Annotated in this window: 22 protein-coding genes and 2 pseudogenes; 13 read left to right on the top strand and 11 right to left on the bottom strand. The window is 63.5% G+C overall.

Features of this window, described 5'->3' with window-relative positions; translation table 11 throughout:
- Window positions 1-3: 3 nt before the first annotated feature.
- Together H7995_RS24845 and H7995_RS24840 are read right to left on the bottom strand one after the other, a co-directional pair.
- Window positions 4-981, bottom strand: coding sequence for a thiamine pyrophosphate-dependent dehydrogenase E1 component subunit alpha (locus tag H7995_RS24845; protein ID WP_185819070.1), 978 nt, complete (start codon window positions 979-981; stop codon window positions 4-6).
- Between the two features lie 2 nt (window positions 982-983).
- Window positions 984-2,060 (bottom strand): ATP-NAD kinase family protein, encoded by a 1,077-nt coding sequence (locus tag H7995_RS24840; protein WP_166592808.1) that lies wholly within the window; start codon window positions 2,058-2,060, stop codon window positions 984-986.
- A gap of 333 nt (window positions 2,061-2,393) precedes the next feature.
- Between H7995_RS24840 and H7995_RS24835 the strand changes: the two genes are divergently transcribed.
- Together H7995_RS24835 and H7995_RS24830 are read left to right on the top strand one after the other, a co-directional pair.
- On the top strand, window positions 2,394-4,286 hold the full coding sequence (locus H7995_RS24835) for a sigma-54-dependent Fis family transcriptional regulator (protein ID WP_166592807.1): 1,893 nt from the start codon (window positions 2,394-2,396) through the stop codon (window positions 4,284-4,286).
- Between the two features lie 153 nt (window positions 4,287-4,439).
- Window positions 4,440-5,159, top strand: coding sequence for an SDR family NAD(P)-dependent oxidoreductase (locus H7995_RS24830; protein WP_166592806.1), 720 nt, complete (start codon window positions 4,440-4,442; stop codon window positions 5,157-5,159).
- Window positions 5,160-5,270: 111 nt separating this feature from the next.
- On the opposite strand, the gene H7995_RS24825 is transcribed toward H7995_RS24830, so the two are convergent.
- Window positions 5,271-5,894 (bottom strand): helix-turn-helix domain-containing protein, encoded by a 624-nt coding sequence (locus H7995_RS24825; RefSeq protein WP_166592805.1) that lies wholly within the window; start codon window positions 5,892-5,894, stop codon window positions 5,271-5,273.
- A 184-nt stretch (window positions 5,895-6,078) separates the two neighbouring features.
- Here H7995_RS24825 and H7995_RS24820 point away from each other — a divergent pair, with 184 nt between their 5' ends.
- The 3 genes from H7995_RS24820 (at window position 6,079) to H7995_RS24810 (ending at window position 8,769) form a co-directional block, all read left to right on the top strand.
- Window positions 6,079-7,215 (top strand): NAD(P)/FAD-dependent oxidoreductase, encoded by a 1,137-nt coding sequence (locus H7995_RS24820; RefSeq protein WP_185819069.1) that lies wholly within the window; start codon window positions 6,079-6,081, stop codon window positions 7,213-7,215.
- 30 nt (window positions 7,216-7,245) lie between these two features.
- A complete protein-coding gene (locus H7995_RS24815; RefSeq protein ID WP_185819068.1) occupies window positions 7,246-7,626 on the top strand; it encodes a RidA family protein in 381 nt (126 codons plus the stop codon).
- Between the two features lie 81 nt (window positions 7,627-7,707).
- Window positions 7,708-8,769 carry a YkvI family membrane protein gene (locus tag H7995_RS24810; protein ID WP_185819067.1) on the top strand — a complete coding sequence of 354 codons (1,062 nt, stop codon included), beginning with the start codon at window positions 7,708-7,710 and terminating at the stop codon, window positions 8,767-8,769.
- Between the two features lie 235 nt (window positions 8,770-9,004).
- Here the strand turns inward: H7995_RS24810 and H7995_RS24805 are convergent, their stop codons facing one another.
- The gene (locus H7995_RS24805) at window positions 9,005-10,303 is read right to left on the bottom strand and encodes an MFS transporter (protein ID WP_185819066.1); all 1,299 of its coding nucleotides are present in this window, start codon (window positions 10,301-10,303) and stop codon (window positions 9,005-9,007) included.
- Between the two features lie 42 nt (window positions 10,304-10,345).
- Window positions 10,346-11,119, bottom strand: coding sequence for a glucose 1-dehydrogenase (locus H7995_RS24800; RefSeq protein ID WP_185819065.1), 774 nt, complete (start codon window positions 11,117-11,119; stop codon window positions 10,346-10,348).
- 147 nt (window positions 11,120-11,266) lie between these two features.
- Between H7995_RS24800 and H7995_RS24795 the strand changes: the two genes are divergently transcribed.
- Together H7995_RS24795 and H7995_RS24790 are read left to right on the top strand one after the other, a co-directional pair.
- Complete coding sequence (locus H7995_RS24795; protein ID WP_185819064.1) at window positions 11,267-12,154, top strand: LysR family transcriptional regulator; 888 nt, start codon at window positions 11,267-11,269, stop codon at window positions 12,152-12,154.
- Between the two features lie 264 nt (window positions 12,155-12,418).
- Entirely contained in the window at window positions 12,419-13,162 is a 744-nt protein-coding gene (locus H7995_RS24790; protein ID WP_185819063.1) for a hypothetical protein, read from the top strand.
- Between the two features lie 21 nt (window positions 13,163-13,183).
- On the opposite strand, the gene H7995_RS24785 is transcribed toward H7995_RS24790, so the two are convergent.
- A complete protein-coding gene (locus H7995_RS24785) occupies window positions 13,184-14,194 on the bottom strand; it encodes a GlxA family transcriptional regulator (RefSeq protein ID WP_166592796.1) in 1,011 nt (336 codons plus the stop codon).
- 201 nt (window positions 14,195-14,395) lie between these two features.
- Here H7995_RS24785 and H7995_RS24780 point away from each other — a divergent pair, with 201 nt between their 5' ends.
- Entirely contained in the window at window positions 14,396-14,587 is a 192-nt protein-coding gene (locus tag H7995_RS24780; protein WP_166592795.1) for a hypothetical protein, read from the top strand.
- Window positions 14,588-14,608: 21 nt separating this feature from the next.
- On the opposite strand, the gene H7995_RS24775 is transcribed toward H7995_RS24780, so the two are convergent.
- Window positions 14,609-16,378: a SulP family inorganic anion transporter gene (locus H7995_RS24775; RefSeq protein WP_166592794.1), complete on the bottom strand. Its 1,770-nt coding sequence runs from the start codon at window positions 16,376-16,378 to the stop codon at window positions 14,609-14,611.
- Window positions 16,379-16,469: 91 nt separating this feature from the next.
- The gene (locus H7995_RS24770; protein ID WP_185819062.1) at window positions 16,470-17,132 is read right to left on the bottom strand and encodes a hypothetical protein; all 663 of its coding nucleotides are present in this window, start codon (window positions 17,130-17,132) and stop codon (window positions 16,470-16,472) included.
- A 153-nt stretch (window positions 17,133-17,285) separates the two neighbouring features.
- Between H7995_RS24770 and H7995_RS24765 the strand changes: the two genes are divergently transcribed.
- From H7995_RS24765 to H7995_RS24755, 3 genes are all read left to right on the top strand, one after another.
- A complete protein-coding gene (locus tag H7995_RS24765) occupies window positions 17,286-17,957 on the top strand; it encodes a class I SAM-dependent methyltransferase (RefSeq protein WP_185819061.1) in 672 nt (223 codons plus the stop codon).
- Window positions 17,958-18,071: 114 nt separating this feature from the next.
- Window positions 18,072-19,421, top strand: a complete 1,350-nt coding sequence (gene potE / locus H7995_RS24760; protein ID WP_182344268.1) for a putrescine-ornithine antiporter — start codon at window positions 18,072-18,074, stop codon at window positions 19,419-19,421.
- Window positions 19,422-19,468: 47 nt separating this feature from the next.
- Complete coding sequence (locus tag H7995_RS24755; RefSeq protein ID WP_182344266.1) at window positions 19,469-20,374, top strand: amino acid ABC transporter substrate-binding protein; 906 nt, start codon at window positions 19,469-19,471, stop codon at window positions 20,372-20,374.
- Here the strand turns inward: H7995_RS24755 and H7995_RS24750 are convergent.
- On the bottom strand, window positions 20,352-20,999 hold the full coding sequence (locus tag H7995_RS24750) for an NAD(P)H-dependent oxidoreductase (protein WP_166592789.1): 648 nt from the start codon (window positions 20,997-20,999) through the stop codon (window positions 20,352-20,354). The two genes, H7995_RS24755 and H7995_RS24750, sit on opposite strands and share 23 nt — an antisense overlap.
- Window positions 21,000-21,083: 84 nt before the next feature.
- Between H7995_RS24750 and H7995_RS24745 the strand changes: the two genes are divergently transcribed.
- Complete coding sequence (locus H7995_RS24745) at window positions 21,084-21,719, top strand: TetR/AcrR family transcriptional regulator (protein ID WP_185819060.1); 636 nt, start codon at window positions 21,084-21,086, stop codon at window positions 21,717-21,719.
- Between the two features lie 34 nt (window positions 21,720-21,753).
- Window positions 21,754-22,020: pseudogene (locus H7995_RS24740) on the top strand (LysE family transporter); the annotation flags it as partial.
- Window positions 22,021-22,253: 233 nt separating this feature from the next.
- On the opposite strand, the gene H7995_RS24735 reads toward H7995_RS24740, so the two are convergent.
- Both H7995_RS24735 and H7995_RS28330 read right to left on the bottom strand, forming a co-directional pair.
- On the bottom strand, window positions 22,254-22,643 hold the full coding sequence (locus H7995_RS24735; RefSeq protein WP_185819059.1) for a hypothetical protein: 390 nt from the start codon (window positions 22,641-22,643) through the stop codon (window positions 22,254-22,256).
- A pseudogene (locus H7995_RS28330) lies at window positions 22,640-22,922 on the bottom strand (PAAR domain-containing protein); the annotation flags it as partial. The pseudogene H7995_RS28330 and the gene H7995_RS24735, both read right to left, overlap by 4 nt.

Genomic DNA, 22,922 nt, shown 5'->3' with positions numbered 1-22,922 from the left:
CGTTCAGGGATAGGAGACGTAGACGTCGGTGAGCAGGTCGGCCGCGCTCGGCTTGGGGTCGGACTTGGCCTTGCGCACGGCGTTCTCGATCAACGACTCGACCTCCTGGTCGATACGGTCCATTTGGCTGGCCTCCAGCAGACCGGCGCGGGTGGTGCGCTCGCGAAACTGCATCAGGCAGTCGTTGTGCTCACGGAAATGCTTGACCTCGTCCGGGGCCCGATAGGTCTGGGCATCGCCTTCGAAGTGACCGTAGTAGCGGGTCAGCTTGACCTCGATCAGCGACGGCCCCTCCCCGGCCCGGGCCCGCTCTACGGCGGCACCGGCGGCTTCGTGGACGGCAAAAAAGTCAAAGCCATCCACCGTGACCCCGGGCATGCCGAAACCGGCGGCGCGGTCGGCGATGTGGTCGCAGGCCACCGACCAGTTGGAGGCCGTGGCCTCGGCGTAGCCGTTGTTCTCGGCAATGAACAGGCACGGCAGGTTCCACACCGAAGCCATGTTCATTGCTTCGAACACCGCCCCTTCGTTGGAGCCGCCGTCGCCGAAGAACACCACCGCAACGCTGTCGGTGCCCTTGAGCCTGGCGGCCAGGGCCGCGCCGACCACCAGCGGTGCGCCTGCCCCGACAATACCGTTGGCCCCGAGCATGCCCTTCTCGAAGTCGGCGATGTGCATGGAGCCGCCCTTGCCCTGGCAGACCCCGGTTTTCTTGCCGTAGATCTCGGCCATCATCCCGTACACATCTACGCCCTTGGCGATGCAGTGGCCGTGGCCACGGTGGTTGGAGGCAATGCAATCGTCATCGCCCAGATGGGCCATGACCCCGGCGGCCGACGCTTCCTCGCCGGCGTAAAGGTGGACAAAACCGGGAATCTCGCCAGTGGCGAATTCCACGTGCAGGCGCTCTTCAAAGGCGCGGATGGTGCGCATCACCTGGTAGGCATGCAGCAATTTTTCAGCAGTCAGCGGTGTCGACATTTTTATTCTCCAGGAGTGTCTTGGGACTGAAGGTTCACGGGGTGTTGCGGATGATCGCGACCGATGGCCAGCAGGCGCTCTTGCGCGACATAGGCCAGGGCCGCCTGCACATCGATGCTCAGCGGGCCGCCGGCATCGAGGGTGACGGTGGGTCGGTCGTGGACGTTGAATTCGATCTCGCGCTCGCCGTCCAGGGCCAGGGTCCCGCTGGTCAGCGCCAGGCCATGGGCGACGCCGGGTTCCAGACTGCCGGCCGCCAGCACGCCGCAACCTTGCAGCAGCCCGGGCGCCAGCGGCACCAGCAGGGCCTCGGGGGATTGGCCATCCAGGCGCATCCAGGCCCCGCCCGGCGCCTGCCGCGACACTGGCAACCACAGCCCGCAGAGGGCCGACAGGCCGATCGATTGCGGCTCGGCGAACGTCACGAAGACTTGCGCCAGGTCCGCGGCACGGCTGATGGCCCGGGCACCGACGAAGGGCAACGAGGACACCGCGACATCCACCAGGGCGATCTCGCACAGGCCACGGCTCGGCTCGCGCACCACCAGCCGCTTGTTGCGGCGCAGGGCGATGGCCGCGGGAATCCGTCCGCTGGCGTACAAGCCACCGGCCAGGCCGGCGCTGGTGGCTTCGCGCAGTTCCGGGAAAGCGTTGTTGGTGCCGGTGGACAGGGTCAGCATCGGGATGTCGCCGATCTCGCCGGCGACCGCCTTGTGGGTGCCGTCGCCACCGAGCACGGCGATCAGGCTCACGCCGCGCTCGGCCATCAGGCGCGCGGCCTGGCGGGTGTCGGCGACGCTCTGGCGCAAGGTGATGTCGAGAAATTCCAGGGCCGGCCAGTGGCTCTCACGCGCTTGACGGCTGTGGCTGTTCTTCTGGACGGCGGCGGCGATGCCGATCATGTCAGTGGGCAGCAGCACCCGCTCAACGCCCGTGGCCCCAAAGGCGGCGAGCAGACGCTGGATCACCGACACCTTGTCGGTGCTGGAAAACAGCCCGGCGTTGGCCGTCAAGCGGCGCACGTCGCGACCGGACGCCGGGTTGGCGATGATCCCCACGGTCAGCGGCGGGCGGCTCATGGAGCGCTCCGGGACAGCTCAGGCGGCAAGCCGCAATGGCAGGACATAAGGCACCTCGAATTATTGTTGTCAGGCTTGCCAGGGCTAGAGCAAGGCCGGTGCCAGTTCTCCAATAACCGCCGCAAAAGCCCGTTGCAGAGCCGTTGCGCCATTCGATTCGCAGCGTCGGACCCGGCCCGGTTGAGACGTCGGATGTCAGGTTGCACGGGCCGGCGCCGAGACCGTGAGACGTCGCGTCTCACGGTCGGCCGTGCGCCCCCTGGCGCTTGTCTGCGGGCATCGATCGGCGCTTAATGGCCGCACAACGACAAGAAGCTGGAACCGGAGGCCTCAATGCTTTCCGTACACTCGAAGGCGCACGTGGATTGCGTCAGCCGGGTCTTGAAGAACGCTGCCCATTTGCCGCAGTTGCCTGTGCCCGACCTGATCCTCGACTCCTGGCGCCGCTCCATGGAGCAACACCATCTGGACCCCGGCTCGCTGCAGGGGCCACGGATCCTCTCGCACAACGTGCTGCAGGAGTGCCGCGAGCGCTCAGAGCTGTTCTTGCGCATCGCCAGCGAAGAAGTCGCCCGCCTCCACGGCCGCGTGCGGGATGCCGACTACTGCGTGCTGCTCACCGATGCCCAGGGTCAGACCATCGACTACCGGGTCGAAAGCACGATCCGCAACGATTGCCAGAAGGCCGGCCTGTACCTGGGCACCTGCTGGTCGGAAGGCGAAGAAGGCACCTGCGGCGTCGCCGCGGTACTCACCGCCCGCACCCCGGTGACGGTGCACAAACGCGACCACTTTCGGGCGGCCTTTATCGGCCTCACCTGCTCTGCGGCACCGGTCTTCGACCCTCAGGGTGAATTGCTCGGGGTGCTCGATGTCTCGGCCGTGCGCTCGCCGGACGAGCGTCGTTCCCAGCACCTGATCCGGCAGATGGTGGTGCAGAGCGCACGGGAAATCGAACAGGCATTCTTCATGAACAGCGTCCAGGGCTTCTGGGTGCTGCGCGCGCACCGCAGCCCGGGGTACGTCGACAGCCAGCCCGATTACCTGCTGGCCTGGGACGACGATGGCCGCCTGCAAGCGCTCAACCCGGCGGCGCGCCAGTGGCTGCTGCACAGCTTCGGCCGGCTGCCGGAACACGTCGGCCAGGTGTTCGATCAAGCCCTGCTGCAGGCCGCCCGCGACGAATCGCTGTGTCTGCTGCACCACCACGCAGGCACCCAGGCTTTGCACGGGCGCCTGAGCGCGCCCCGGCGCAGCAACCACAGCCGCCAGCGCCTGGTGTTGAGCCCGGCCGAACTGGACCCGCGCCTGGCCGAGAGCCTGCGCCTGGCGGTACGGGTCAAGGACCGCAACCTGCCGGTGCTGATCCAGGGCGAAACCGGCTCGGGCAAGGAAGTCTTCGCCCGCCAATTGCACCAGGCCAGCCAACGCCGGGAGCAGCCCTTCGTCGCGATCAACTGTGCGGCCATCCCGGAAAGCCTGATCGAGAGTGAGCTGTTCGGTTACGTCGCCGGAGCCTTTACCGGGGCCTCGCACAAGGGCATGCCCGGCCTGCTGCAACAGGCCGACGGCGGTACGCTGTTTCTCGACGAGATCGGCGACATGCCGCTGGCTCTGCAGACCCGCCTGCTGCGGGTGCTGGCCGAGGGTGAAGTGGCCCCCCTGGGCGCTTCACGGCGCAAGGCAGTGGACCTGCAGGTGATCTGCGCCAGCCACCGCGACCTGGAAAGCCTGGTGGCCGCCGGCGAATTCCGCGAGGACCTGTACTTTCGCCTGGGGGGTGCGCGCTTCCAGTTGCCACCGCTGCGCGAACGCAGTGACCGCCTGGCCTTGATCAACCGGATCCTCGCTGAAGAGTCGAGCCACTGCGATACCACGCTGCAACTGGGCAGCGCCGCCCTGGAGTGCCTGCTCGGCTACCGCTGGCCAGGCAATGTCCGGCAGTTGCGCCACGTGCTGCGTTACGCCTGCGCGGTGTGCGAAGGGCCGTTGATCCAGCCCGGCCATTTGCCCGAACCCCTGCACAGCCAGGGCCTGCCCGGCCCGGCGCCCGAGGATCCCCGGGAACTGGAGGCCAGCCCGCAACGCCAGGCCCTGATCGACGCCCTGATCCGTCACCGCTGGAAACCCAGCGCCACGGCCCAGGCCCTCGGCATCTCCCGGGCAACCCTGTACCGCCGGGTGCACCAGCATGGCATTGAGATGCCGGGGAGAAGCCCAGCCTGAATCTCACCTACACCACAGCTGCTACGGACGGGCAATCTCCCACGGTCAGGTCACCATCTGGTCATATCTGGAAACACCCGGCCATTTGCCAATATCCCTCTCCTCTGTTTGCATCCGCGCTCCATTCTGTCAGTCGGGTCAAGGAGACAATCGATGAAAACCCTGGTGGTCGGTGCTAGCAAAGGATTGGGCAAAGCCATGATTGAGGGCCTGGGGGAGCCTGGGGACACGCTGATCGGGGTCTCCCGTAGCCGCCCAGAAAACCTGCAGCCCCTCGCTGGCGTGCAGGTGCGCTGGCTCGAAGCCAACCTCGGCGAACCGGCCGAGGCCGCCCGGGTCATCGAGCAGGCGGTGGCTGCCGAGGGCCTCGACACCTTGATCTACAACCTGGGCATCTGGGAAGAGCGCGCGTTTGATCCGAGCTACAACTTCCTTGCCGATGACGACGAGCACCTGCAAGCCATCGTCAGCTGCAACATCACCGCGCCCATCCTGCTGATCAAGCGCCTGCTGCCGCAGCTGCTGAAAAGCCCTAACCCGCGGATCATCCTCACCGGCTCGACCTCCGGCCTGGCGCAAAGCGGCCGTCCGGAAGTGACCTTCGGCGCCTCCAAGTTTGCCCTGCACGGAATCGCCGATGCACTGCGTGAAGGCTACCGTCAGCAACGCCTGGCGGTCACCTGCCTGAACCTGGGCTACCTGAACACCGACGACCCGCTCAGCACACCCCGCGAGTTGGCCGAGCAGCGTGGCGAGGGCCATTTGATTCCGGTCCACGACGTGGTGCAGGTGGTGCGCATGGTGCTGAGCCTGTCCGCGGCCAGCTACGTCAAGGACATTACCCTGCCAGCCCTGATGGATGAGCGCTTCTGAAATGATCAGGATCAGCACTCCGCAGGACACCGACGCCGTGGTGGCTGCGAGTGCTGTGGCGCCGGCATTTCAAGGCCGGGACTTGGGAAATCGGTAACCGCGAGGGCAGACTCAGCGCTCGGACATCACCACCATCACTTCGGCATCCGCCCCGTCATCGCTTTGCGCCAGGTAGATATGGCCAATCGCACTGTTGAAGTAGGCGGTTTCGCGGCAGCCGATGCTGATGGACTCGCCGGTTTCAAACTGAATGCGCACCCGCCCGCTGAGCACCAGGGCAAACTCTTGCCCGGGGTGGCGGATGTAGTCGTCGAACTGGGTCAGCTCCCGGGCAAAGATGCGCGCGTACATCGGCGTCATGCTGCGCCCGGGAAAATCGCCGGCCATCGGGTGGTAGTCGTAGTTGCCGGTGCTGTAGCCCGCGGCACTGTCGATGGCCGTGCTGACCACCGTCGGTTGCACCAGGTCCGTGCGGTCCTTGGCCGGGCTGAACAACTGGGCGATGTCGACGCTCAGGGCGCGCGCTGCGGCGGCGAGTTTTTCGTAGCTCACCGAGACTTGGGCCAACTCCATTTTCGACAGGGTCGACAAGGCCACGCCTGAACGCTCGGACAATTGCTTGAGGGTCAACTTCTGGTGTTTGCGGATCGCCCGCAGACGTGCGCCAACCTGGGCTCGGTCAATCAGCGGATGGGCCTGGGCATTGGAGGCGAGCGGTGGGCGGCTGGAACTCATGCAGTCTCTCTGTCATACCAATTTTCTGGCCCTGGGGACCCGGGCCGGATGCGTGGCGCGATATTACCTCAAGGCCATGGCTTGACTGATAAATTCTCATATCTTACATTTCTCTTATGTGAGAATTTATCCAGCCGGTGCGGGCGTCGTCTTTTCTCCCCACCCACCACGGAGGTCCTTGGGCATGCACGACAGCGAGTGTTTCGATTTCGTCATCATCGGCGGCGGTATTGCAGGGGCCTCCCTGGCCTATCGCCTGGCGGGACAGGCCAGCGTCCTGGTCCTGGAACGTGAGTCGCAGCCCGGCTATCACGCCACCGGCCGCTCCGCCGCGATGTTCATGGAAGCCTACGGAACCCCGCAGATCCAGGCGTTGACCCGTGCCAGCCGGGCGTTCTACGAACAACCGCCAGCCGGGTTCACCGAACATCCGCTGCTGGAACCCCGGGGCTGCCTGTACATCGCCAGCCCGGACCAACAGCCCCTGCTCGAGCAAACCTATACCAGCCTGCGCAGCTGCGCAGCCAACGTGTCGTTGATCGATGCCGAGCAAGCCCTGGCCCTGGTGCCGTGCCTGCGGGCCGAGGCCATCGGCGGGGCGATCCTTGAAACTGATGCCCGTGACCTCGATGTGCATGCCTTGCACCAGGGTTTTCTGCGGGCCATGCGCCGCGCCGGTGGTGAGCTGATGTGTGATGCCGAACTGCGTACCGCTCACCGGGAAGGCGATGCCTGGGCCCTGACCCTGGCCGACGGCCGTCAGTTCAGGGCGCGAACCCTGGTCAACGCCGCTGGCGCCTGGGCCGACCAGGTGGCGCAGCTGTGCGACGTGGCCCCGATCGGCCTGCAGCCGTGCCGGCGCAGCGCCTTTACCTTCGACGGCCCCGCAGGCACCGACTTCTCCCGCTGGCCCGCCGTGATCGGCATCGACGAGAGCTTCTACTTCAAGCCCGACGCCGGCCAGTTGCTGGGCTCACCGGCCAACGCCGACCCCGTACACGCCCAGGACGTGATGCCCGAAGAGCTGGATATCGCCACCGGGATCTATCACATCGAAGCCGCCACCTCTTTGCAGATTCGTCGGCCGCGCCACAGCTGGGCCGGCTTGCGCTCATTCGTGGCCGACGGCGACCTGGTGGTCGGCTGGGACGATCAGTGCGCAGGCTTTTTCTGGCTGGCGGCCCAGGGCGGCTATGGCATCCAGTCCGCCGCCGCGGTCTCGCAACTGGCCTGCGCCCTGCTGCTGGATCACCCCTTGCCCGAGCACCTGCACCAACAAGGCGTCGACCCCCTTCGCCTGGCGCCGGCGCGCTTGCGTTAAACACTTACCCCACCACCGAGGCTCCATGCCATGCCCAACACTCTCCAGCGCTACCCCAGCACCCTGCCCTACCCCTTCTCCAAGGCGATTCGGATCGGCGACTTCCTGTTCCTTTCCGGGCAGATCCCGATGACCGCCGAAGGTGAAGTGGTGCGCGGCGATATCGCCACCCAAACCGCCGCCGTGATGACCCGTATTGGCGAAACCCTGGCCGAATGTGGCGTGGGCTTCGACCAGGTGGTCAAGGCCACGGTCTGGCTCTCGGACATGCAGCATTTCGCCGGTTTCAACCAGGTCTACCAGCGTCACTTCAGCAACGGCTTCCCGGTGCGCTCCACGGTCAGTGCGGGCCTGGCGCTGGGGGTCGACGTGGAAATCGAAGTCCAGGCCTGGGTCGGCACAACCGACTGAGCCACCCCGGCCAAGCATCAGTGCAATACCCCGCAGAGGCTCTGCGCAGCCAATAACAACAATAGATCGAGGGAATTGGTCATGAAAGAAAGTCTGAAAATCGCCGGTGCATTTGTCGGCGTCATCGTCGGCGCGGGGTTTGCCTCGGGCCGGGAGCTGTTGCTGATGTTCGTCGACTTCGGCGTCTGGGGCCTGCTCGGTGCGGTGGTCAGCGCCGCGCTGTTCACCTTCCTCGGCATGGCGCTGGCCGGCATGGGCAGTCGCTTGCAGGCGACGTCCCACAAGGACGTGGTGTACGCCTTGTGCGGCCGCTACCTGGGGACCTTTGTCGATCTGATGATCACCTTCTTCATGTTTGCCGTGACCGTGGTCATGCTGGCAGGCGGGGGGGCGTTGCTGGAGCAGCAATTCGGCATTCCGGCGGTGCTCGGCAGCGTCCTGGTGACCCTGATCGTGGTCGCGGTGGTGTGCCTGGACGTGCATAAGGTGATCGGCATGATCGGGGCAGCGACGCCCTTTCTGATTCTCACCGCCGTGGCGGTGGCCCTGTATGGCGCAGCCAGCCGCGACCTGGAATTCGCCCAGCTCGACCAGTTGGCCAGCCAGCAGCAGGCCGGTGCCAGCCATTGGTTGTTGGGGGCATTGCTCTATGTGTCGTACAACATTGTGGCCGGGGTGCCGATCCTGGCGATCATGGGCGGCGCGGCAAAAACCGAAAAGCAGGCGATCTGGGGCGGCATCCTGGGCGGCGCGGCGCTCGGCTTGCTGATGCTGGTGATGAGCCTGGGCCTGCTGTCGCGCCTGGACAGCGTGGCGGACCTGCCGATGCCGATGCTGTCGATCGCCACCGAGATCTCCCCGGTGCTGGGGCTTTTGATGGCACTGATCATCTTTTGCATGATCCTCAACACCGCCGTCGGCACGCTCTACTCCTTCTCGGCCCGCCTGCTGCCGGCCGGCACCCGCACATTCCGCATCGGCTCGGCCGTGGCCGGTGTCCTGGCTTTTGTCGGCAGCCTGGTGGGCTTCATCAGCCTGGTGGGCCAGGTGTATCCGCTGTTCGGCTACCTGGGCTTCCTGCTGATCGCCGCCGTCCTGATCGGCTGGCTGCGCCGGGGTCGCCTCTCAGCGGCCGCGGTGTAAGGACTTTTGCAGGAGCGGGTGCCCGCTTGCGGCCTGCTCGCGATGGCCTAAAGAACATTGCGTGCCCCCTGAATGCACGCGATATCGTTAACGACCATCGCCGGCAGGCCAGCTCCCACAAAGGAAATTCATACACCAGGGAAAAGCAGGCCGGCCGGTAGGCCGCCTCGCCCGCCCTTACCACTCAACAGGCCGAGCATTCTCGCCTAAATGGGTGTCCGGGGTTAGTAGACCACTACAGTTTGACCTTCACCCAGGCCATCAACAGGGCCGACGACAGCACCCCGGCTGTCATGAAAATGTAGGCCGCGCCAGGGTTGCCGGTCAGGCCGATCAGGTAGCCAACAATCCATGAGCCGATAAAGGCCCCCAGCGCGCCGCAGGCATTGATCAGGCCGATAGCGCCACCGAACACGTTGGCCGGCAGGATCTCCGGGATCAGCGCGAAGAACGGACCGTACGGGGCGTACAGTGCAGCACCGGCGAGGGTCAACAAGGCAAACGACCACCAGAAATGACTGGAGCCCAGCAGGTAGGAGCAAAAGAACGCCAACGCCCCCAGGGCCAGCAGCGGCCAGACGAAATGCTTGCGTTGCTGGGATTTGTCCGAGGCCCAGGACACCGCCAGCATGGTGCCGACCGCTGCGACGTAAGGCACCGCACTCAACCAGCCAACCGTGACGATGTCCGCCGCAGCCGCCTGCTTGATGATGGTCGGCAGCCACATGATGAAGCCATAGACCCCGATGCTCCACAGCGCATGGACGCAGCACAGCTGAATCACGATGGGGCTGGTGAAGGCCTGGCGGTAGTTGCGCACCACTTGCATGCCTTTCTGTTCTTCGGCCAGGGTCGCCGCCAACTGGTCTTTTTCCTGACGGCTCAGCCAGTCGACCTGCTCAGGCTTGTCCCGCGCCAGGCGCCACCAGACAAACGCCCACAACACGGCAGGCGCGCCTTCGATGACGAACATCTCACGCCAGCCCCAGGCATGGATCAGGTAGCCCGAGACCACCGACATCCACAGCACCGTCACCGGGTTGCCCAGCACCAGGAAGGTGTTGGCCCGCGAGCGCTCCTTGCGGGTGAACCAGTTGCTGATGAAGATCAGCATCGCCGGCATCACTGCCGCTTCGACGATGCCCAGCGAGACCCGGATGACCATCAGCATCGGGATATTGGTCACCAGCCCCGTGGCCATGGCGCAGAAGCCCCAGAGGATCAGGCTCCAGAACACCAGTTTGCGCACGCTGTACTTCTGCGCGTAGATCGCCCCCGGCACCTGGAAGAAAAAGTAGCCGAGAAAGAACAAGGCACCGATCAAGGACGAGGTGCTCTTGGTAATCCCCAGGTCCTGCTCGATCCCGGCCGCACTGGCAAAGCCATAGTTGGCGCGGTCCAGGTAGGCCAGGCTGTAGGTGATGAAAATCAGCGGAATCAGGTACCACCAGCGTTTGCTGGCAAAGCCCTGGACCTTGGTCTGCCGACGGTTGTCATCGGTCAGCGGCAGTAACGACTCTTTGAGTGCACTCATGGGTGTCCCCTGTTGTTGTTTTTATAACGACGGGTGTTCGGTTCAAACCACGCTGGTCAAGCCGCCATCGACGAACAGCGTCTGGCCATTGATGAAGTCCGAAGCCGGCGAGGCGAGGAAGACCGCCGCGCCACACAACTCCTCGACCCGGCCCCAACGCCCGGCCGGTGTGCGTTTGCACAGCCACTGGGAGAACTCCTGGTTGTCCACCAGCGCGCGGTTCATCTCGGTGGCGAAATACCCAGGGGCCAGGCCATTGGCCTGGATGCCGTGGCGTGCCCACTCGGCGCACATGCCCTTGGTGAGCATTTTCACCGCGCCCTTGGAGGCGGCGTAGGGCGCGATGGTCGGCCGCGCCAGCTCGCTCTGCACCGAGCAGATGTTGATGATCTTGCCGCGACCACGGGCAATCATGTGCCGGGCGACGGCCTGGGAGACATGGAACACCCCGTCCAGGTTGACCCGCATCAGTGCGTGCCAGTCGTTGGGGTCGAAATCCTCCAGGGGGGCACGGCGCTGGATCCCGGCGTTGTTGACCAGAATATCGATGGCCCCACGGGTTGCTTCGAGGTGGTTGATCGCCTCCAGTAGTTGAGCGCGGTCGGTGACGTCAAACACGGCAAAATCGGCGTCGATGCCCTCCTCTTGCAGTTGGCTGGCCACCCTGCGTGCCTTGTCAGCATTGCGATCATTGATCACCACCCTGGCGCCCGCGGCACCCAGACCCCGGGCCAATTCCAGGCCGATGCCCTTGCCCGAACCGGTGATCAGCGCCCTGCGCCCGTCCAGTCGAAAGCTATCACTGGTGAATCCCATACAGTTCTCCGTCAATGGCCCTTTGTTGTTGAATGGCCTTGGCGGCAGTTCACCGCAGCCCACTCACAGCGTCCAATGGTGATTGCTGATCTGGTGATCAAATTCTATGATCGACGGCTCTTGCCCCCGCTGCCCCGGAGTCCCTATATGGAAATCAAGCTGTTGCGCTCATTCGTGACCCTGGCCCAGGAGCTGCATTTCGGCCGCGCCGCGCAACGCCTGTCCATCGTGCAGCCGGCCTTGAGCATGCAGATCAAATTGCTCGAGGATGAACTCGGGGTGCGCCTGTTCGAGCGCAACCGGCATTCGGTGGCGCTGACCGAGGTCGGCGCGATCTTCCTTCCGGAAGCGCTGGCGACCCTGCATCAAGCGGCCCACGCCGTGGATGTGGCGAAGGCTTCGGGGCGTGGGGAAATCGGTCGTGTGCGCCTGGGTTTCGTTTCCTCGGTACTGCCGCAACTGCTGCCCACCCTGGTGCGCTCGCTGCATGAGCAATTCCCGCGGATCGAACTGGAGCTCAAGGACATGTCGGGACCGGAGCAAGCCATGGCCCTGAAAAGCGGCCAACTGGACTTTGGCCTGATGCGCTTGCCCGCGGTCACTCCCGGCATCCAGACCCTGGAAGTGGTGCGCGAGAACATGATGCTGGCCTTCCCCAGCGACCACCCCCTGGCCGCATGCGCCAGCCTGACGCGGGCATCGCTGGCCGAGGTGCCGGTGTACATCCTTGCCAGACGCTACGCCCCCGGTTTTTACGATGGCCTGATGCAAGCCCTGGCCAGCCACGGCATCCGGTTGCAGATCCGCGCCGAACTGGGCGAGTTCACCACCATGCTGGCCCTGGTTTCCGCCGGACTCGGCGTCGGCCTGTTACCCGCCAATGCCGGCCGCGCGCTGCCGGCCAATGTGCTGTCCCGCCCCCTGGAATTGGGCGATTACCGTGCCACCACCGGACTGGCCTGGGTCGAGTTGAACAGTGCAGTAAAAAGCAATGTATTCGACCTGATAAACAAAGTGTTCAAAAACGTTACTTGAAAACATGCCATTTTAACTTTTGACGCCAATTTAAAGTTTAACTAACGACAATCATCCGCAACAACACGCCCAACAATTCAGCGTCATGGAAAATAATTAAAACTACCAAACCCAATGAATACGCACACTTCACCAACTTGGATCCATCTATAACCCTCCATTCGTCGCCCGCCTCTCCCCCACCATAAATGGCCATCTGCAAAACAACTACATTCGTCATAAGAGCAATCCATAACGGACCTGCGGCGCGCTGCTGGAGTTCTTATGAAAACAATAAATTTACTGGCTGTTGCCTGCGCACTTGTCGCGGTAACTTCGGCGCCTACTTCAACGGCCGCCGTCAATACCGAACCGGTGATTGCAGTGGGCCTGCTGGGTAGCTACAGCGAACTGGAATTCAAAGGGCCGAGCAACGACATCGAGCGCATGCCCGAAGGCGGAGTGTTCCTCAACTACGGCAACAAGTTGACCGGCCATGCCGGCCTGGTGTTTCAGGCCGAGATCAGTGGCCAGTACTCGGAAAAACAGGGGCAGCGGGTCAAAGACCTGCAAGCGGACCTGGATCTGGGCTGGCGGCTGGCACTGGATGCCAGCAACTTTCTCGACATGCTGGTGGGCGCTGGCTACAAATGGAATCGTTTTGATCCGGGCTACAACAAATACGATATTGAACTGACCAACCGCACCCCCTTCGCCAAAGTTGCGATTGGCTATAACCATCAGTTCGATACTGCCGCCCTGCGCCTTGAAGCCGGCGCGCGAAGATCCCTGGAGGGCGATGCGCAACTGGATGTCCAGGGTATTTCCAATCAGACCCTGGACTTGCAGAGCAGCACCGACCCTTATGTCGAATTAAGTGTGCTGTTCAACTCGCAAGGCAGTTTACCGATTGTCGCCAGCCTGTATTACAACCGTTTCAACTATGACCCTGAGGGTCAGTTTGACTTCAGTCAGTACGACAAGCAGATCAGGAATGAATACGGGGCAAAACTGGGCATCGTGTTTTAACTGCTGCTCAAACTTTGCACCTTACTTGACCAGGCGCTTTTCCTTGGATGGACGATACCCGAAGTAGGCGCTGTAGCACTTGCTGAAATGGCTCGGCGAGACAAACCCGCAGGCCACCAGCACGTCCACCTGGGACAGTTCGGTGTGCTGCAGCAGACGACGGGCTTCGGTAATGCGCAGTTCCAGGTAATAACGCTGCGGCGTGGTGCCCAATTGCTCCTTGAACAAGCGTTCGAGCTGGCGCCGCGAACGCCCGGCATAGACCGCCAGTTGCTCGAGCTCCAGCGGCTCTTCGAGGTTGGCATCCATCAGTTTCACCACCTCGCGCAAGGGCGCGCTGAGGCAGACGTTTTCCGTCGGCTTGATGCGCCGGTAGCGCGACTCCTCGAACGCCAGGATGTCCTCGATACCCTCGACCAGGGCTTTGTCGTGCAGGCCCTTGATCCAGTCCAGTGCCATGTGGAAGGCCCCCGAAGGGCTGGACGCGGTGAGCCGGTCGCGATCGATCACGTAGGGCTCACTGCTGACGTGGGTGGCCCGGGCAATTTCCGTGAGGGCGGGACGGTGTTCGGGGTGAATCGCGCAACGATAGCCATCCAGCAGGCCCGCCTTGCCCAGGAACCATGCACCATTCCACAGACCGGCGAGGTGGGCGCCCCGCTCGGCGGCGGTCTTGAGCAGGCCGATGAACTCATCGCTGACCTTGAGCTCGGTACGGTAGCCGCCACAAACCACCAGCAGGTCCAGGTCGTTGATCGCGCCCGCATCGAGACGGGCATCCGGGCGAATGACCAGCCCCAGGTCACTGATGACCTCAGCCTCACCCAGGCCGAACGTGCGGGTCGTGAACAACCCGGGGCGCAGCAGGTTGGCCGTGATCAGGGTATCCAGCGCCTGGGTGAATGCCGGCAAGGAGAAGTGTTCGAGCAGGACAAACCCGGTACGCACCGTGGGCGGCGTGGCATTGGGGGTTTCCTTCAGGTAGCGAAGGTTCTTGCCCTTCATGCCACCGCTGAATTGCCGTCGCTCCATCACGTTCGATCCACTCGAATAGCTGCACCAGGCCGGTGTCTGCTGCGTTGAAAAAAGCCAATGGTAACTGCAGACACGGGCAAAGCCCTAGCGCTGCCCCGGCCCTTGGTCGACCCGGGGCTGACCTGCGATGCAATCGGCTACGCTCAAGGAACGGGGCGCCGGCTCCCCTTGCCTGGCCGCCAAACGTCGGAGATGACCATGTTCAAGTCCTTGAGCCCGATTGTCCTGCTCGCTGCCGCCATCTGTCTCAGCGGCGCGTCCTGCCACGACCAGAGCAGCACCGACCCCGCCGCCGCACAGAACCCGGCCGCCCAGGAGGGGGGCAACAATCGATCGGGTTCCGCGATTGTGCCCCGCCAACAGATCCAGCCTCGCATGCACCGCATGTAGCCATGAGCGCCAGCCAAGTGCTCAGCGTTGATCCAACGGCGCGAGCGCCAGGTAGCTGTCGACGGCATCGTCGATGGTTGCAAAAAACGCCGTTTCACCGAGCCGGTCGAACAGACCGAAACGCTTGAGCTTGTCCTTGACCGGGTCCTTCATCTCGGCCATGCACAACGTGATCCCCGCCGCCTGCAGGGTTTCGTGCAGTTCGGCCAGCATGTCGGCGGAGGTCACATCGACACTGGTCACCGGCTCCGCCGCCACCACCAGCCAGCGCACCGGCGTTGGGGAGGCGGCCACGGCTTCCAGCACGCGGTCGTTGAACAGTTCGCCATTGGCAAAAAACAACGGCGCATCCCAGCGAAACAACACCAGCCCCGGGATCAGGCTCGCGTCAGGGTAACGCTGGATGTCGTGGTAACCCTTGACCCCGGCAGCCTGCCCGAGCACCGCGGAATAAGGCCGCCAGGCATCCCAGAGGAATTCGATAATGGCGATCACGATCGCCAGGCCAATGCCTTCGATCGCCCCCAGTACGGCAACGCCGATGGTGCAGACGATCGACAACCAGAACTCCCAGCGCTGGATTCGGTAGATCCGGCGCAGGTCGCTGACCTCGATCAGGCCGATGGCGGACGCAATCACCACGGCGGCCAGGGCGCTGCTGGGCAGGTCTTGCAACAGGTTCGGCGCCACCATCAGCAGCCCCGCCACCGCCAGCGCACCGACCACCCCGGTGAGTTGGGTCTTGGCTCCAGCGGCTTCGGCCACCGGGGTCCGCGAAGAGCTGCTACTGATGGGAAAGCCCTGGAAAAACCCGGCGGCCAGGTTGGCGAAACCCAGCCCCGCCATTTCCTGGTTCGGGTCGACATAGGTGCGGGTCCGCGCCGCATAGACCCGTGACAGCACGCTGGTGTCGGCGAATGACACCAGGGCCACGGCACAACCGCCGATCAGCACCGGGACGATATCGTCACGGGTGATCCACGGCAGCGCGAATGCCGGCAACCCTTGCGGCAACGAGCCCAGTACCGCCACCCCGGCCCGCGCACCAAGGTCCAGCAGCCCCACGGCGATCGTCGCACCGGCCACCGCGATCAGGATGCCCGGCACACGTTTGTTGCCCTTGAGCAGCAGAATCACGGCCAGGGTGGCAGCGCCCACGGCGAAGGTGGTCCAGTTGCTCCTGCCGTCCAGCACCCCGCTGGTGATCGACCACAGGTTGCGCAGTGGGCCATCGGAGTCGATGGAAAACCCGAACAGCTTGGGCAACTGGCTGATCAGTACGGTCACCGCGATCCCGTTCATGTAGCCATACCGAATCGGTTTGGACAGCAGCTCGGTGATGAACCCCAGGCGCGCGATGCCCGCCAGGATGCACACGGTTCCCGAGACGAGCGCCATCATTCCCGCCAGGGCGATGGCCCGTTGCGGATCGCCACCGGACAGTGGCAGCACCACCGCGAGGATCACCGCCGCCAGGGAGGAGTCCGGCCCCAGCACCAGGATCCGGCTGGGGCCGAACAAGGCATAGGCCAGCAGCGGAATGATGGTCGCGTAGAGTCCATAGATACCGGGCACGCCGGACGCCACCGCATAGGCGATGCCCACGGGCACCAGCATGGTGGTCAGCACCAGCCCGGCGACGATGTCGTGGCGCAACCAGGCGAGCTGGTAATGCCGCAGCGTTTGCAGGCCAGGCAGCCAGCGGGCCCAGCCGGGCTGGCTGTCGCTGGACTGGCGATGGGCGATACGCCCAGGTTCCGGGGCGGGAGGCAAGGGATCCGTCTGGCTCATGGGCGGGGGCCTTCTACTGTAGAGCGAATGGAAAAATCAACAGGGAACAAGATTGGCTATCACGCAGGTACCCAGGCGCGCCGCGCGGCGCTCAGCCGCCGAGGGCGATAATCGCGGCGATCAGCGCAGCGCCGGTGGTGGCCGTGGTCAACGCGCCTTGCCAGGGTTTGCCACCGGCATACTTGGCCAGCACCCAACCGGCAATGAACAGCACCAGCAATCCGATCAGGTTGGACAGACGAACCGCCAGCGCCGTCTGATCGAGCAGCAGGAACGGCACCACGAGGGGAAATGTCGACAACACCACCAGCAGGAAAACCCCGACAGCGCCCTTGAAGTCATCCCAGCCCAGGCGCGGTTGCACCGCCGTCGCAGCGTGGCGGATCAACCGTTGCCGCAATGCCTCCAGCTCCTCGGTACCGGCCGCAGCCACCAGGCGCCCGGGCAACGCCTGCGCGATCAGCGCCCGCCCGGCGGCCGGATCCGACCCGTCCCGCAGACTGGCGAGCAACGTGCGCTTGCGGCTGTGTTCGACCAGGCTGCGCAGCAGATACATCACCGCATCGGCCAGGCCCCAGGCCAGGTTGCAGCCCAACGCGGCGATCATCATCGTGCGCTCTTCCTCCTGGCCGCCGGTCGCGACGCTGATGGTGCCGGTGAAGGTCATTGCCATGAGCAGACCGAAGATCACTTCGGTGACTCGCTCGACGGGGTCCAGGACCCGCGCGCACTTTGCGTCGTCTGTGTTGGCCATGCACTGATCCTTATCACTGTTGAATCGATCTGCTGTGCGTTGCGCAAAATTGATTGGCCAGAACACGGGTAACGTCAGCCCCTGGGGCCCGATCCAGTTTCAGTGTAGTGTGAAAAATTCTTCGCGCTGCCTGCCAAAGGCCTGGAGGTCCAGATGTCCGATGCCGAATCCGCCCTGCTGCAAAGCTGGCACCACAACGCCTCTTCCTGGATCGAGGCGGTGCGCAGCGCCAGCATTGAAAGCCGCCGGCAGGTCACTGACCAGGCGATACTGCTGGCAGTGCTCGGGCGCCAGCCCGAACGCGTACTCGATCTGGGTTGCGGTGAAGGCTGGCTGTTGCGTGAGCTGACAAAACGCGGGATCGAGGCGGTCGGCGTGGACGGTACGCAATCCCTGGTGGAGGCGGCGCGGGCAGCAGGCTCGGCGCCCGTACACCTGGCCAGTTATGAGGCGCTGGTCGAGGCCCGGGTCGATATCGGCAACCAGTACCCGCTGATCTGCGCCAACTTCGCCCTGCTGCACCAGGACATCATCCCCCTGCTCAGCGCCCTGCACGCCCTGCTCGCCCCCGACGGCGCCCTGCTGATCCAGACGTTGCACCCCTGGACGGCGGCAGCGGGCGAGTACCAGGACGGCTGGCGCCAAGAGACCTTCGCCGGGTTCAAGGGCGACTGGCAACCGATGCCGTGGTACATGCGCACCTTGTCCAGCTGGTTCAACGCCCTGGACATGGCCGGCTTCCGGCTGAGCGGCCTGCAGGAACCGCAGCACCCACAGAGCCCGGTGCCGCAGTCGCTGCTGTTGATTGCCCAGCGCCAGGACTAAAAAAACCGCGTTTACCCAATAAATGCTTGCTGTCGAACCAGGCTCGATCTCGATCCCACTGCTACGCTGATCTCACCTGCCGGCGCTGTGTGTTGGGTAAATCGAGGAATGGTGATGGCCGACTCAAGCAAAAAAATGAGCCTCACCGGGCTCACCACACTGGTGACGGTGAACATGATGGGGTCGGGCATCATCCTGCTGCCCACGAGCATGGCCCAACTGGGGGCCGTCTCGTTGCTGTCATGGATCGTCACGGCCATCGGTTCCATGGCTATCGCCTACTGTTTTTCCCAGTGCGGCATCTATTGCATGCGTTCCGGCGGGTTGTCCGCCTACACCGAGGAAGCCCACGCCAAATCGGGTTTCTTCCTCTGTTCGTACCTGTACTTTCTCTCCCTGGGCATCGCCAACGTGGCCGTCGCCATCTCTGCGGTGGGCTACATGACCTCGTTCGTGCCTTGGCTTGGCAGTGGTGCCATTCCCCTGTTCGTCGGTACGGTCGGCCTGCTCTGGTTGACCACGGTGGCCAACTTCGGGGGCCCGCGCATCACCGGCAAGATCGGTGCGCTGACCGTGTGGGGGGTGATTGTCCCGGTGGCGGGGTTGAGCATCATTGGCTGGTTCTGGTTCAAACCCGAAGTGCTGATTGCCGCCTGGAACCCCAATAACCTGCCGATCTCCGATGCCATCAGCAAAGCCATTCCCCTGACCCTGTGGGCGTTTCTGGGCATGGAGTCGGCGGCCCAGGCCAGCGATGCGGTGGAGAATCCCAAGCGCAACGTGCCCCTGGCCTGCCTGTTCGGCACCCTCGGTGCAGCCGTGGTCTATGTGCTGTCGACGACGGTGATCCAGGGGATGATCCCCAACGCTGAACTGGCCAACTCGACCGCGCCCTTCGCGCTGGTCTATGCCCATATGTTCAACCCCGTGGTGGGCAACATCGTCATGGCGCTGGCCGTGATGGCCTGTGTCGGTTCGCTGCTGGGGTGGCAGTTCACCCTGGCGCAAACGGCAAAGATGACCGCTGACCAAGGGATGTTCCCGAAATTCTTCAGCAAGGTCAGTGCCCAGGATGCCCCCATCATCGGCATGCTGGTGTGCGGCGTGTTGCAGACCTTGATGGCGCTGTCGACCATCTCCCCCAACGCCAGCGCCCAGTTCGCCAAGCTGGTCAGCCTGGCGGCGGTGACCAACCTGATCCCCTACGTGACAGCCGCCACCGGGCTGCTGGTGATGATGTACAAAGCCCGCGTCAGCGCGGCGATCTACACGCGCAACACCGTGCTGTTGCTGATCGCCGTGGCCTATTCGTTGTACGCCCTGTACGCCTGCGGCAAGGATGCGGTGTTCGGCGGCCTGATGGTCCTGGCATTCGGCTACCTGCTCTACGGCTTTCTCTCCAAGCGGTTTGTCGACATCCCTGCACCCGCCGAGGCCGGCACCGGGACCGGAACCAATCCCTAGCACTGATTTCCAGATCGCATAGACAGCCGACTGCGGGGCGCCCGACGATGAAGCCACAACGCACCAGAGCCACCCACCTGCTCTTCGCCTGCCTGCTGGCGATGGCGCCGGTTATCGCCAGCGCCAGTACCCTTGAGCGCGTGCGGGCGAGCAATACGTTGACCCTGGGGTATATGGCCAACCTGGCGCCCTTCAGTGTCCAGGCCGGCGACAGCGCCCAGGGATATGCAATCGACCTCTGCCTGAAAGTCGCCGACAAGCTCAAGAGCGAGCTGGGTTTGCCGACGTTGCAGGTGCGTTACCAACCTATGACCATCGACGATGAGATGTTGGCCGTCAGCTCGGGCAAGGTCGACATCCTCTGTACGCCGACCCCGCCCACCCTGAAGCGCCGACAACGGGTGAGCTATTCGATCCCGATCTACACCGCCGGTCTTTCGGCCGTGGTGCGCCAGGATGCCGCCGAGTCGCTGCTCAATGTACTCAATGGCAAGGTCGCCCGTACCGGCCCGACCTGGCGGGCGACCGTCAATCATGGGCTGTCCAACCAGACCTACGCCACCACCGCTGGCGGCATCAGCGAAGCCTGGATCCGCCAACAGATGCAACTGCTGGGCGTGGTGTCCAACCTGGTCACCGTGCCGGACACCGCCGCGGGCCTCAAGCTGGTCGCCGAAGGCAAGGCCGATGCCTTCTTCGCCGAACGCATGCTGCTGAGCAACCTGCTCGCCAATCAACCCGCCACCTCCAACCTGATCCTGCTGGATCGAGTGTTCGAGTACTCGCCGACGGCCATGGCGCTGGCACGCGATGATGAAGATTTCCGCCTGCTGGTCGACACGGCCCTCAGTGAGATGTATCGCTCAGGCGAGATCGAGCAGGCCTACGCCAGGCACCTGGGCGGTGTCGGCGAGATGGCGAAAAAACTGTTCAAGGTCTATGCGATTCCTTGAGCGCGGTCGGGCCTTGAGCCCGTACCGCACGATCGGCCAGCGTTGCACTGAACAGACTGCGACCCAACTGCCGCGCCAGTTCCAGATGCACCTGCGGGTCTTGGGTTTCCGACTCCAGCAATAACTCAGACGTCATGACCTGGGCCCCGCAGTAATCGAAGATCCCGTGATCAATCTGAGTCTTCATCGCCGGCCCATAGCCGTGCCGTTCGTAGGTGCCGCGGTCCGCGCCACCCACCCCAATCAGGTGCACCTGCAGGTGCTGGAGTTTTTTCAGCAGTGGGGCGTCTGCGGTGAAATCGAATGCCCAGCCATTGGCGAACACCCGATCGATCCAGCCCTTGAGCAGCGCCGGCATCGACCACCAGAACACCGGATACACCAGCACCAGGGCATTGGCGCGGTCGATTCGGGCTTGCTCGGCCACCACGTCGGCAGGCACTGGAGCTTGGCGGTGATGCACGGAAAAATCGGCGGCGCCAAACCTGGGGTCGAAGCCTTCCGCCCACAGGTCAGCGACTTCAAATGTGTTGCCGTTATCGGCCAGGCCCTGGGCGACCTGCGCCGCGATACTCTGGCTCAGCGAGTGGGGATCATGATGAGCGACCACGATGAGTGCGTGCATGGCAAAACTCCTGCTGACGGGTGAGGACGAGAGCTATATACTTTTAGTAAGTTAACGCCACTAAGTTACTTTTGGTATATAAACATGTCAAGTCGCCAACCGCTCCAGCCAGATCCCACTGCCCCAGCGCGTCGTCGCCTGTCTCGCGAAGACCGCCTGCGTCAGTTACTGGAGGTCGCCTGGCAACTGGTCCGGGAGGAAGGCACCGAGGCCTTGACCCTGGGACGCCTCGCCGAAGCAGCCGGGGTGACCAAACCCGTGGTCTATGACCATTTCGTCACCCGGCCGGGGCTGCTGGCGGCGCTCTATCAGGATTTCGACGGACGCCAGACGGCACTGATGGACGCGGCGCTCGCGGCGAGCGAACCGACCCTGGCCAGTCGGGCAAGCGTAATCGCCAGCTCCTATGTCGAGTGCGTCTTGCTGCAGGGCAACGAGATACCTGGGGTGATCGCAGCGCTGGCGAGCTCGCCGGAGCTGGAAAAAATCAAGGCTGAGTACCAGGCCATCTTCATGGAGAAATGCCGCAGCGCCCTCGCCCCTTTCGCCAAGGGTGCGCAGATTGGAGCCGCCGGCCTGCGCGCGATGCTGGGCGCCGCCGAGGCGCTCTCCCACGCCGCCACGACAGGTGAAATCACCGCTACCGAGGCGCAAGACGAACTGTTTGCAACCATTGTCGCGATGGTCGAACGCAGTGGCAGCTCGGCGGGCCTGTGCTAATTTGCCCGCTGGCTGACTGCACAGGCCTTCGCCCATGTCCATTACTGACAACTTCCAGGCCTTCACCCTCGCGGCCCCCCTACTGACCCTGACACCGGGCCTCGACACCGCATTGGTGCTGCGAACCGCGACGGTAGAGGGTAGAGGGTAGAGGGTAGAGGGTAGACGTCAGGCGATGCGTGCGGCCTTGGGCATCAATGCCGGCTGCTTGCTGTGGGGCGCTGCAGTCGCCTTTGGCCAGGGGGCATTGATCGCGCTGTCGGAGCTGGCCTTCAGCCTGCTCAAGTATTGCGGTGCTGCCGCCCCCAAATCGCCGCTACACACCCCCTGAATCGCCAACAACGAAGACACCCCGCCAATACCAATCCCGATGTAGCCACCCGACTGCATATATTGGGCAGCACGACTGGTAGCGCTGACATGCGTGGCATACCCCGGTATCTGTCCCGGCGCCCCGGCCTTATCCCAATGATGGACCAGGCTTCGACTGGAAATGCCGAGGGTTGTTTTCAGTTCGGAGTATCTTCGATCACGTTATTTAAACTTCAGCAGCACAACTACAATCACGAACCAAGTAGCGCCACCAACCAATATCACTGAATTGATTTTCAGTAGACGTTTAAGGTGGGTAGGGAAGTTTTCAAGATCGTCTGGATCCAGCTCACCGACCTGAAGCGAGCTTCTTGGCATCGTGATCATCTGGGAGATTTTTGCCATCTCCAAGAGGGACCAGATCCAACCGCGCTTCCCGAGATTTGTTCCCCAAATACAAATATAGCGGCTGTTCTTCATTGCCTCTTTCATTGCTTGCAGATGACAACGGCGCAGGTACTGGCTATAGGCAATACTCAAAAAACCAAGCAGGCCTGGGCCGGACAAAAGCCCGAAAGCGAGCCATGACTTCCAAAACTCTTCCGCTGTCATGGCAAGGTTTTTTCGTACAATATTTCACCTAAATCTTCACCAGCCATACCACCGTACTCCGTACCCACCCAGGCACCTGTCCCCACTATGGCCGCGACACAGACAACACCTCCGATACCTGTGGATACGCCAAGCGCCAGGCAGATTGAACCGCTGGCATATTTGGCTGCCGCGCCCACCAAAGCCCCCGCACCTGTGGCCCCAGCAAACTTCCCTCCCTCGGTAAACCTGACCTTCTCGCAAGCCGCCCCCGAATCGCCAATACACACCTCCTGAATA

The sequence above is a fragment of the Pseudomonas kielensis genome (assembly GCF_014236655.1).
Taxonomy (GTDB): domain Bacteria; phylum Pseudomonadota; class Gammaproteobacteria; order Pseudomonadales; family Pseudomonadaceae; genus Aquipseudomonas; species Aquipseudomonas kielensis.
This window is presented reverse-complemented; position numbering and strand designations above follow the sequence as displayed.

Coding starts and splice junctions, on each gene's coding strand:
- H7995_RS24845 (WP_185819070.1), bottom strand. CDS start 981: ATGTCGACACCGCTGACTGCTGAAAAATTGCTGCATGCCTACCAGGTG.
- H7995_RS24840 (WP_166592808.1), bottom strand. CDS start 2,060: ATGAGCCGCCCGCCGCTGACCGTGGGGATCATCGCCAACCCGGCGTCC.
- H7995_RS24835 (WP_166592807.1), top strand. CDS start 2,394: ATGCTTTCCGTACACTCGAAGGCGCACGTGGATTGCGTCAGCCGGGTC.
- H7995_RS24830 (WP_166592806.1), top strand. CDS start 4,440: ATGAAAACCCTGGTGGTCGGTGCTAGCAAAGGATTGGGCAAAGCCATG.
- H7995_RS24825 (WP_166592805.1), bottom strand. CDS start 5,894: ATGAGTTCCAGCCGCCCACCGCTCGCCTCCAATGCCCAGGCCCATCCG.
- H7995_RS24820 (WP_185819069.1), top strand. CDS start 6,079: ATGCACGACAGCGAGTGTTTCGATTTCGTCATCATCGGCGGCGGTATT.
- H7995_RS24815 (WP_185819068.1), top strand. CDS start 7,246: ATGCCCAACACTCTCCAGCGCTACCCCAGCACCCTGCCCTACCCCTTC.
- H7995_RS24810 (WP_185819067.1), top strand. CDS start 7,708: ATGAAAGAAAGTCTGAAAATCGCCGGTGCATTTGTCGGCGTCATCGTC.
- H7995_RS24805 (WP_185819066.1), bottom strand. CDS start 10,303: ATGAGTGCACTCAAAGAGTCGTTACTGCCGCTGACCGATGACAACCGT.
- H7995_RS24800 (WP_185819065.1), bottom strand. CDS start 11,119: ATGGGATTCACCAGTGATAGCTTTCGACTGGACGGGCGCAGGGCGCTG.
- H7995_RS24795 (WP_185819064.1), top strand. CDS start 11,267: ATGGAAATCAAGCTGTTGCGCTCATTCGTGACCCTGGCCCAGGAGCTG.
- H7995_RS24790 (WP_185819063.1), top strand. CDS start 12,419: ATGAAAACAATAAATTTACTGGCTGTTGCCTGCGCACTTGTCGCGGTA.
- H7995_RS24785 (WP_166592796.1), bottom strand. CDS start 14,194: ATGGAGCGACGGCAATTCAGCGGTGGCATGAAGGGCAAGAACCTTCGC.
- H7995_RS24780 (WP_166592795.1), top strand. CDS start 14,396: ATGTTCAAGTCCTTGAGCCCGATTGTCCTGCTCGCTGCCGCCATCTGT.
- H7995_RS24775 (WP_166592794.1), bottom strand. CDS start 16,378: ATGAGCCAGACGGATCCCTTGCCTCCCGCCCCGGAACCTGGGCGTATC.
- H7995_RS24770 (WP_185819062.1), bottom strand. CDS start 17,132: ATGGCCAACACAGACGACGCAAAGTGCGCGCGGGTCCTGGACCCCGTC.
- H7995_RS24765 (WP_185819061.1), top strand. CDS start 17,286: ATGTCCGATGCCGAATCCGCCCTGCTGCAAAGCTGGCACCACAACGCC.
- potE (WP_182344268.1), top strand. CDS start 18,072: ATGGCCGACTCAAGCAAAAAAATGAGCCTCACCGGGCTCACCACACTG.
- H7995_RS24755 (WP_182344266.1), top strand. CDS start 19,469: ATGAAGCCACAACGCACCAGAGCCACCCACCTGCTCTTCGCCTGCCTG.
- H7995_RS24750 (WP_166592789.1), bottom strand. CDS start 20,999: ATGCACGCACTCATCGTGGTCGCTCATCATGATCCCCACTCGCTGAGC.
- H7995_RS24745 (WP_185819060.1), top strand. CDS start 21,084: ATGTCAAGTCGCCAACCGCTCCAGCCAGATCCCACTGCCCCAGCGCGT.
- H7995_RS24735 (WP_185819059.1), bottom strand. CDS start 22,643: ATGACAGCGGAAGAGTTTTGGAAGTCATGGCTCGCTTTCGGGCTTTTG.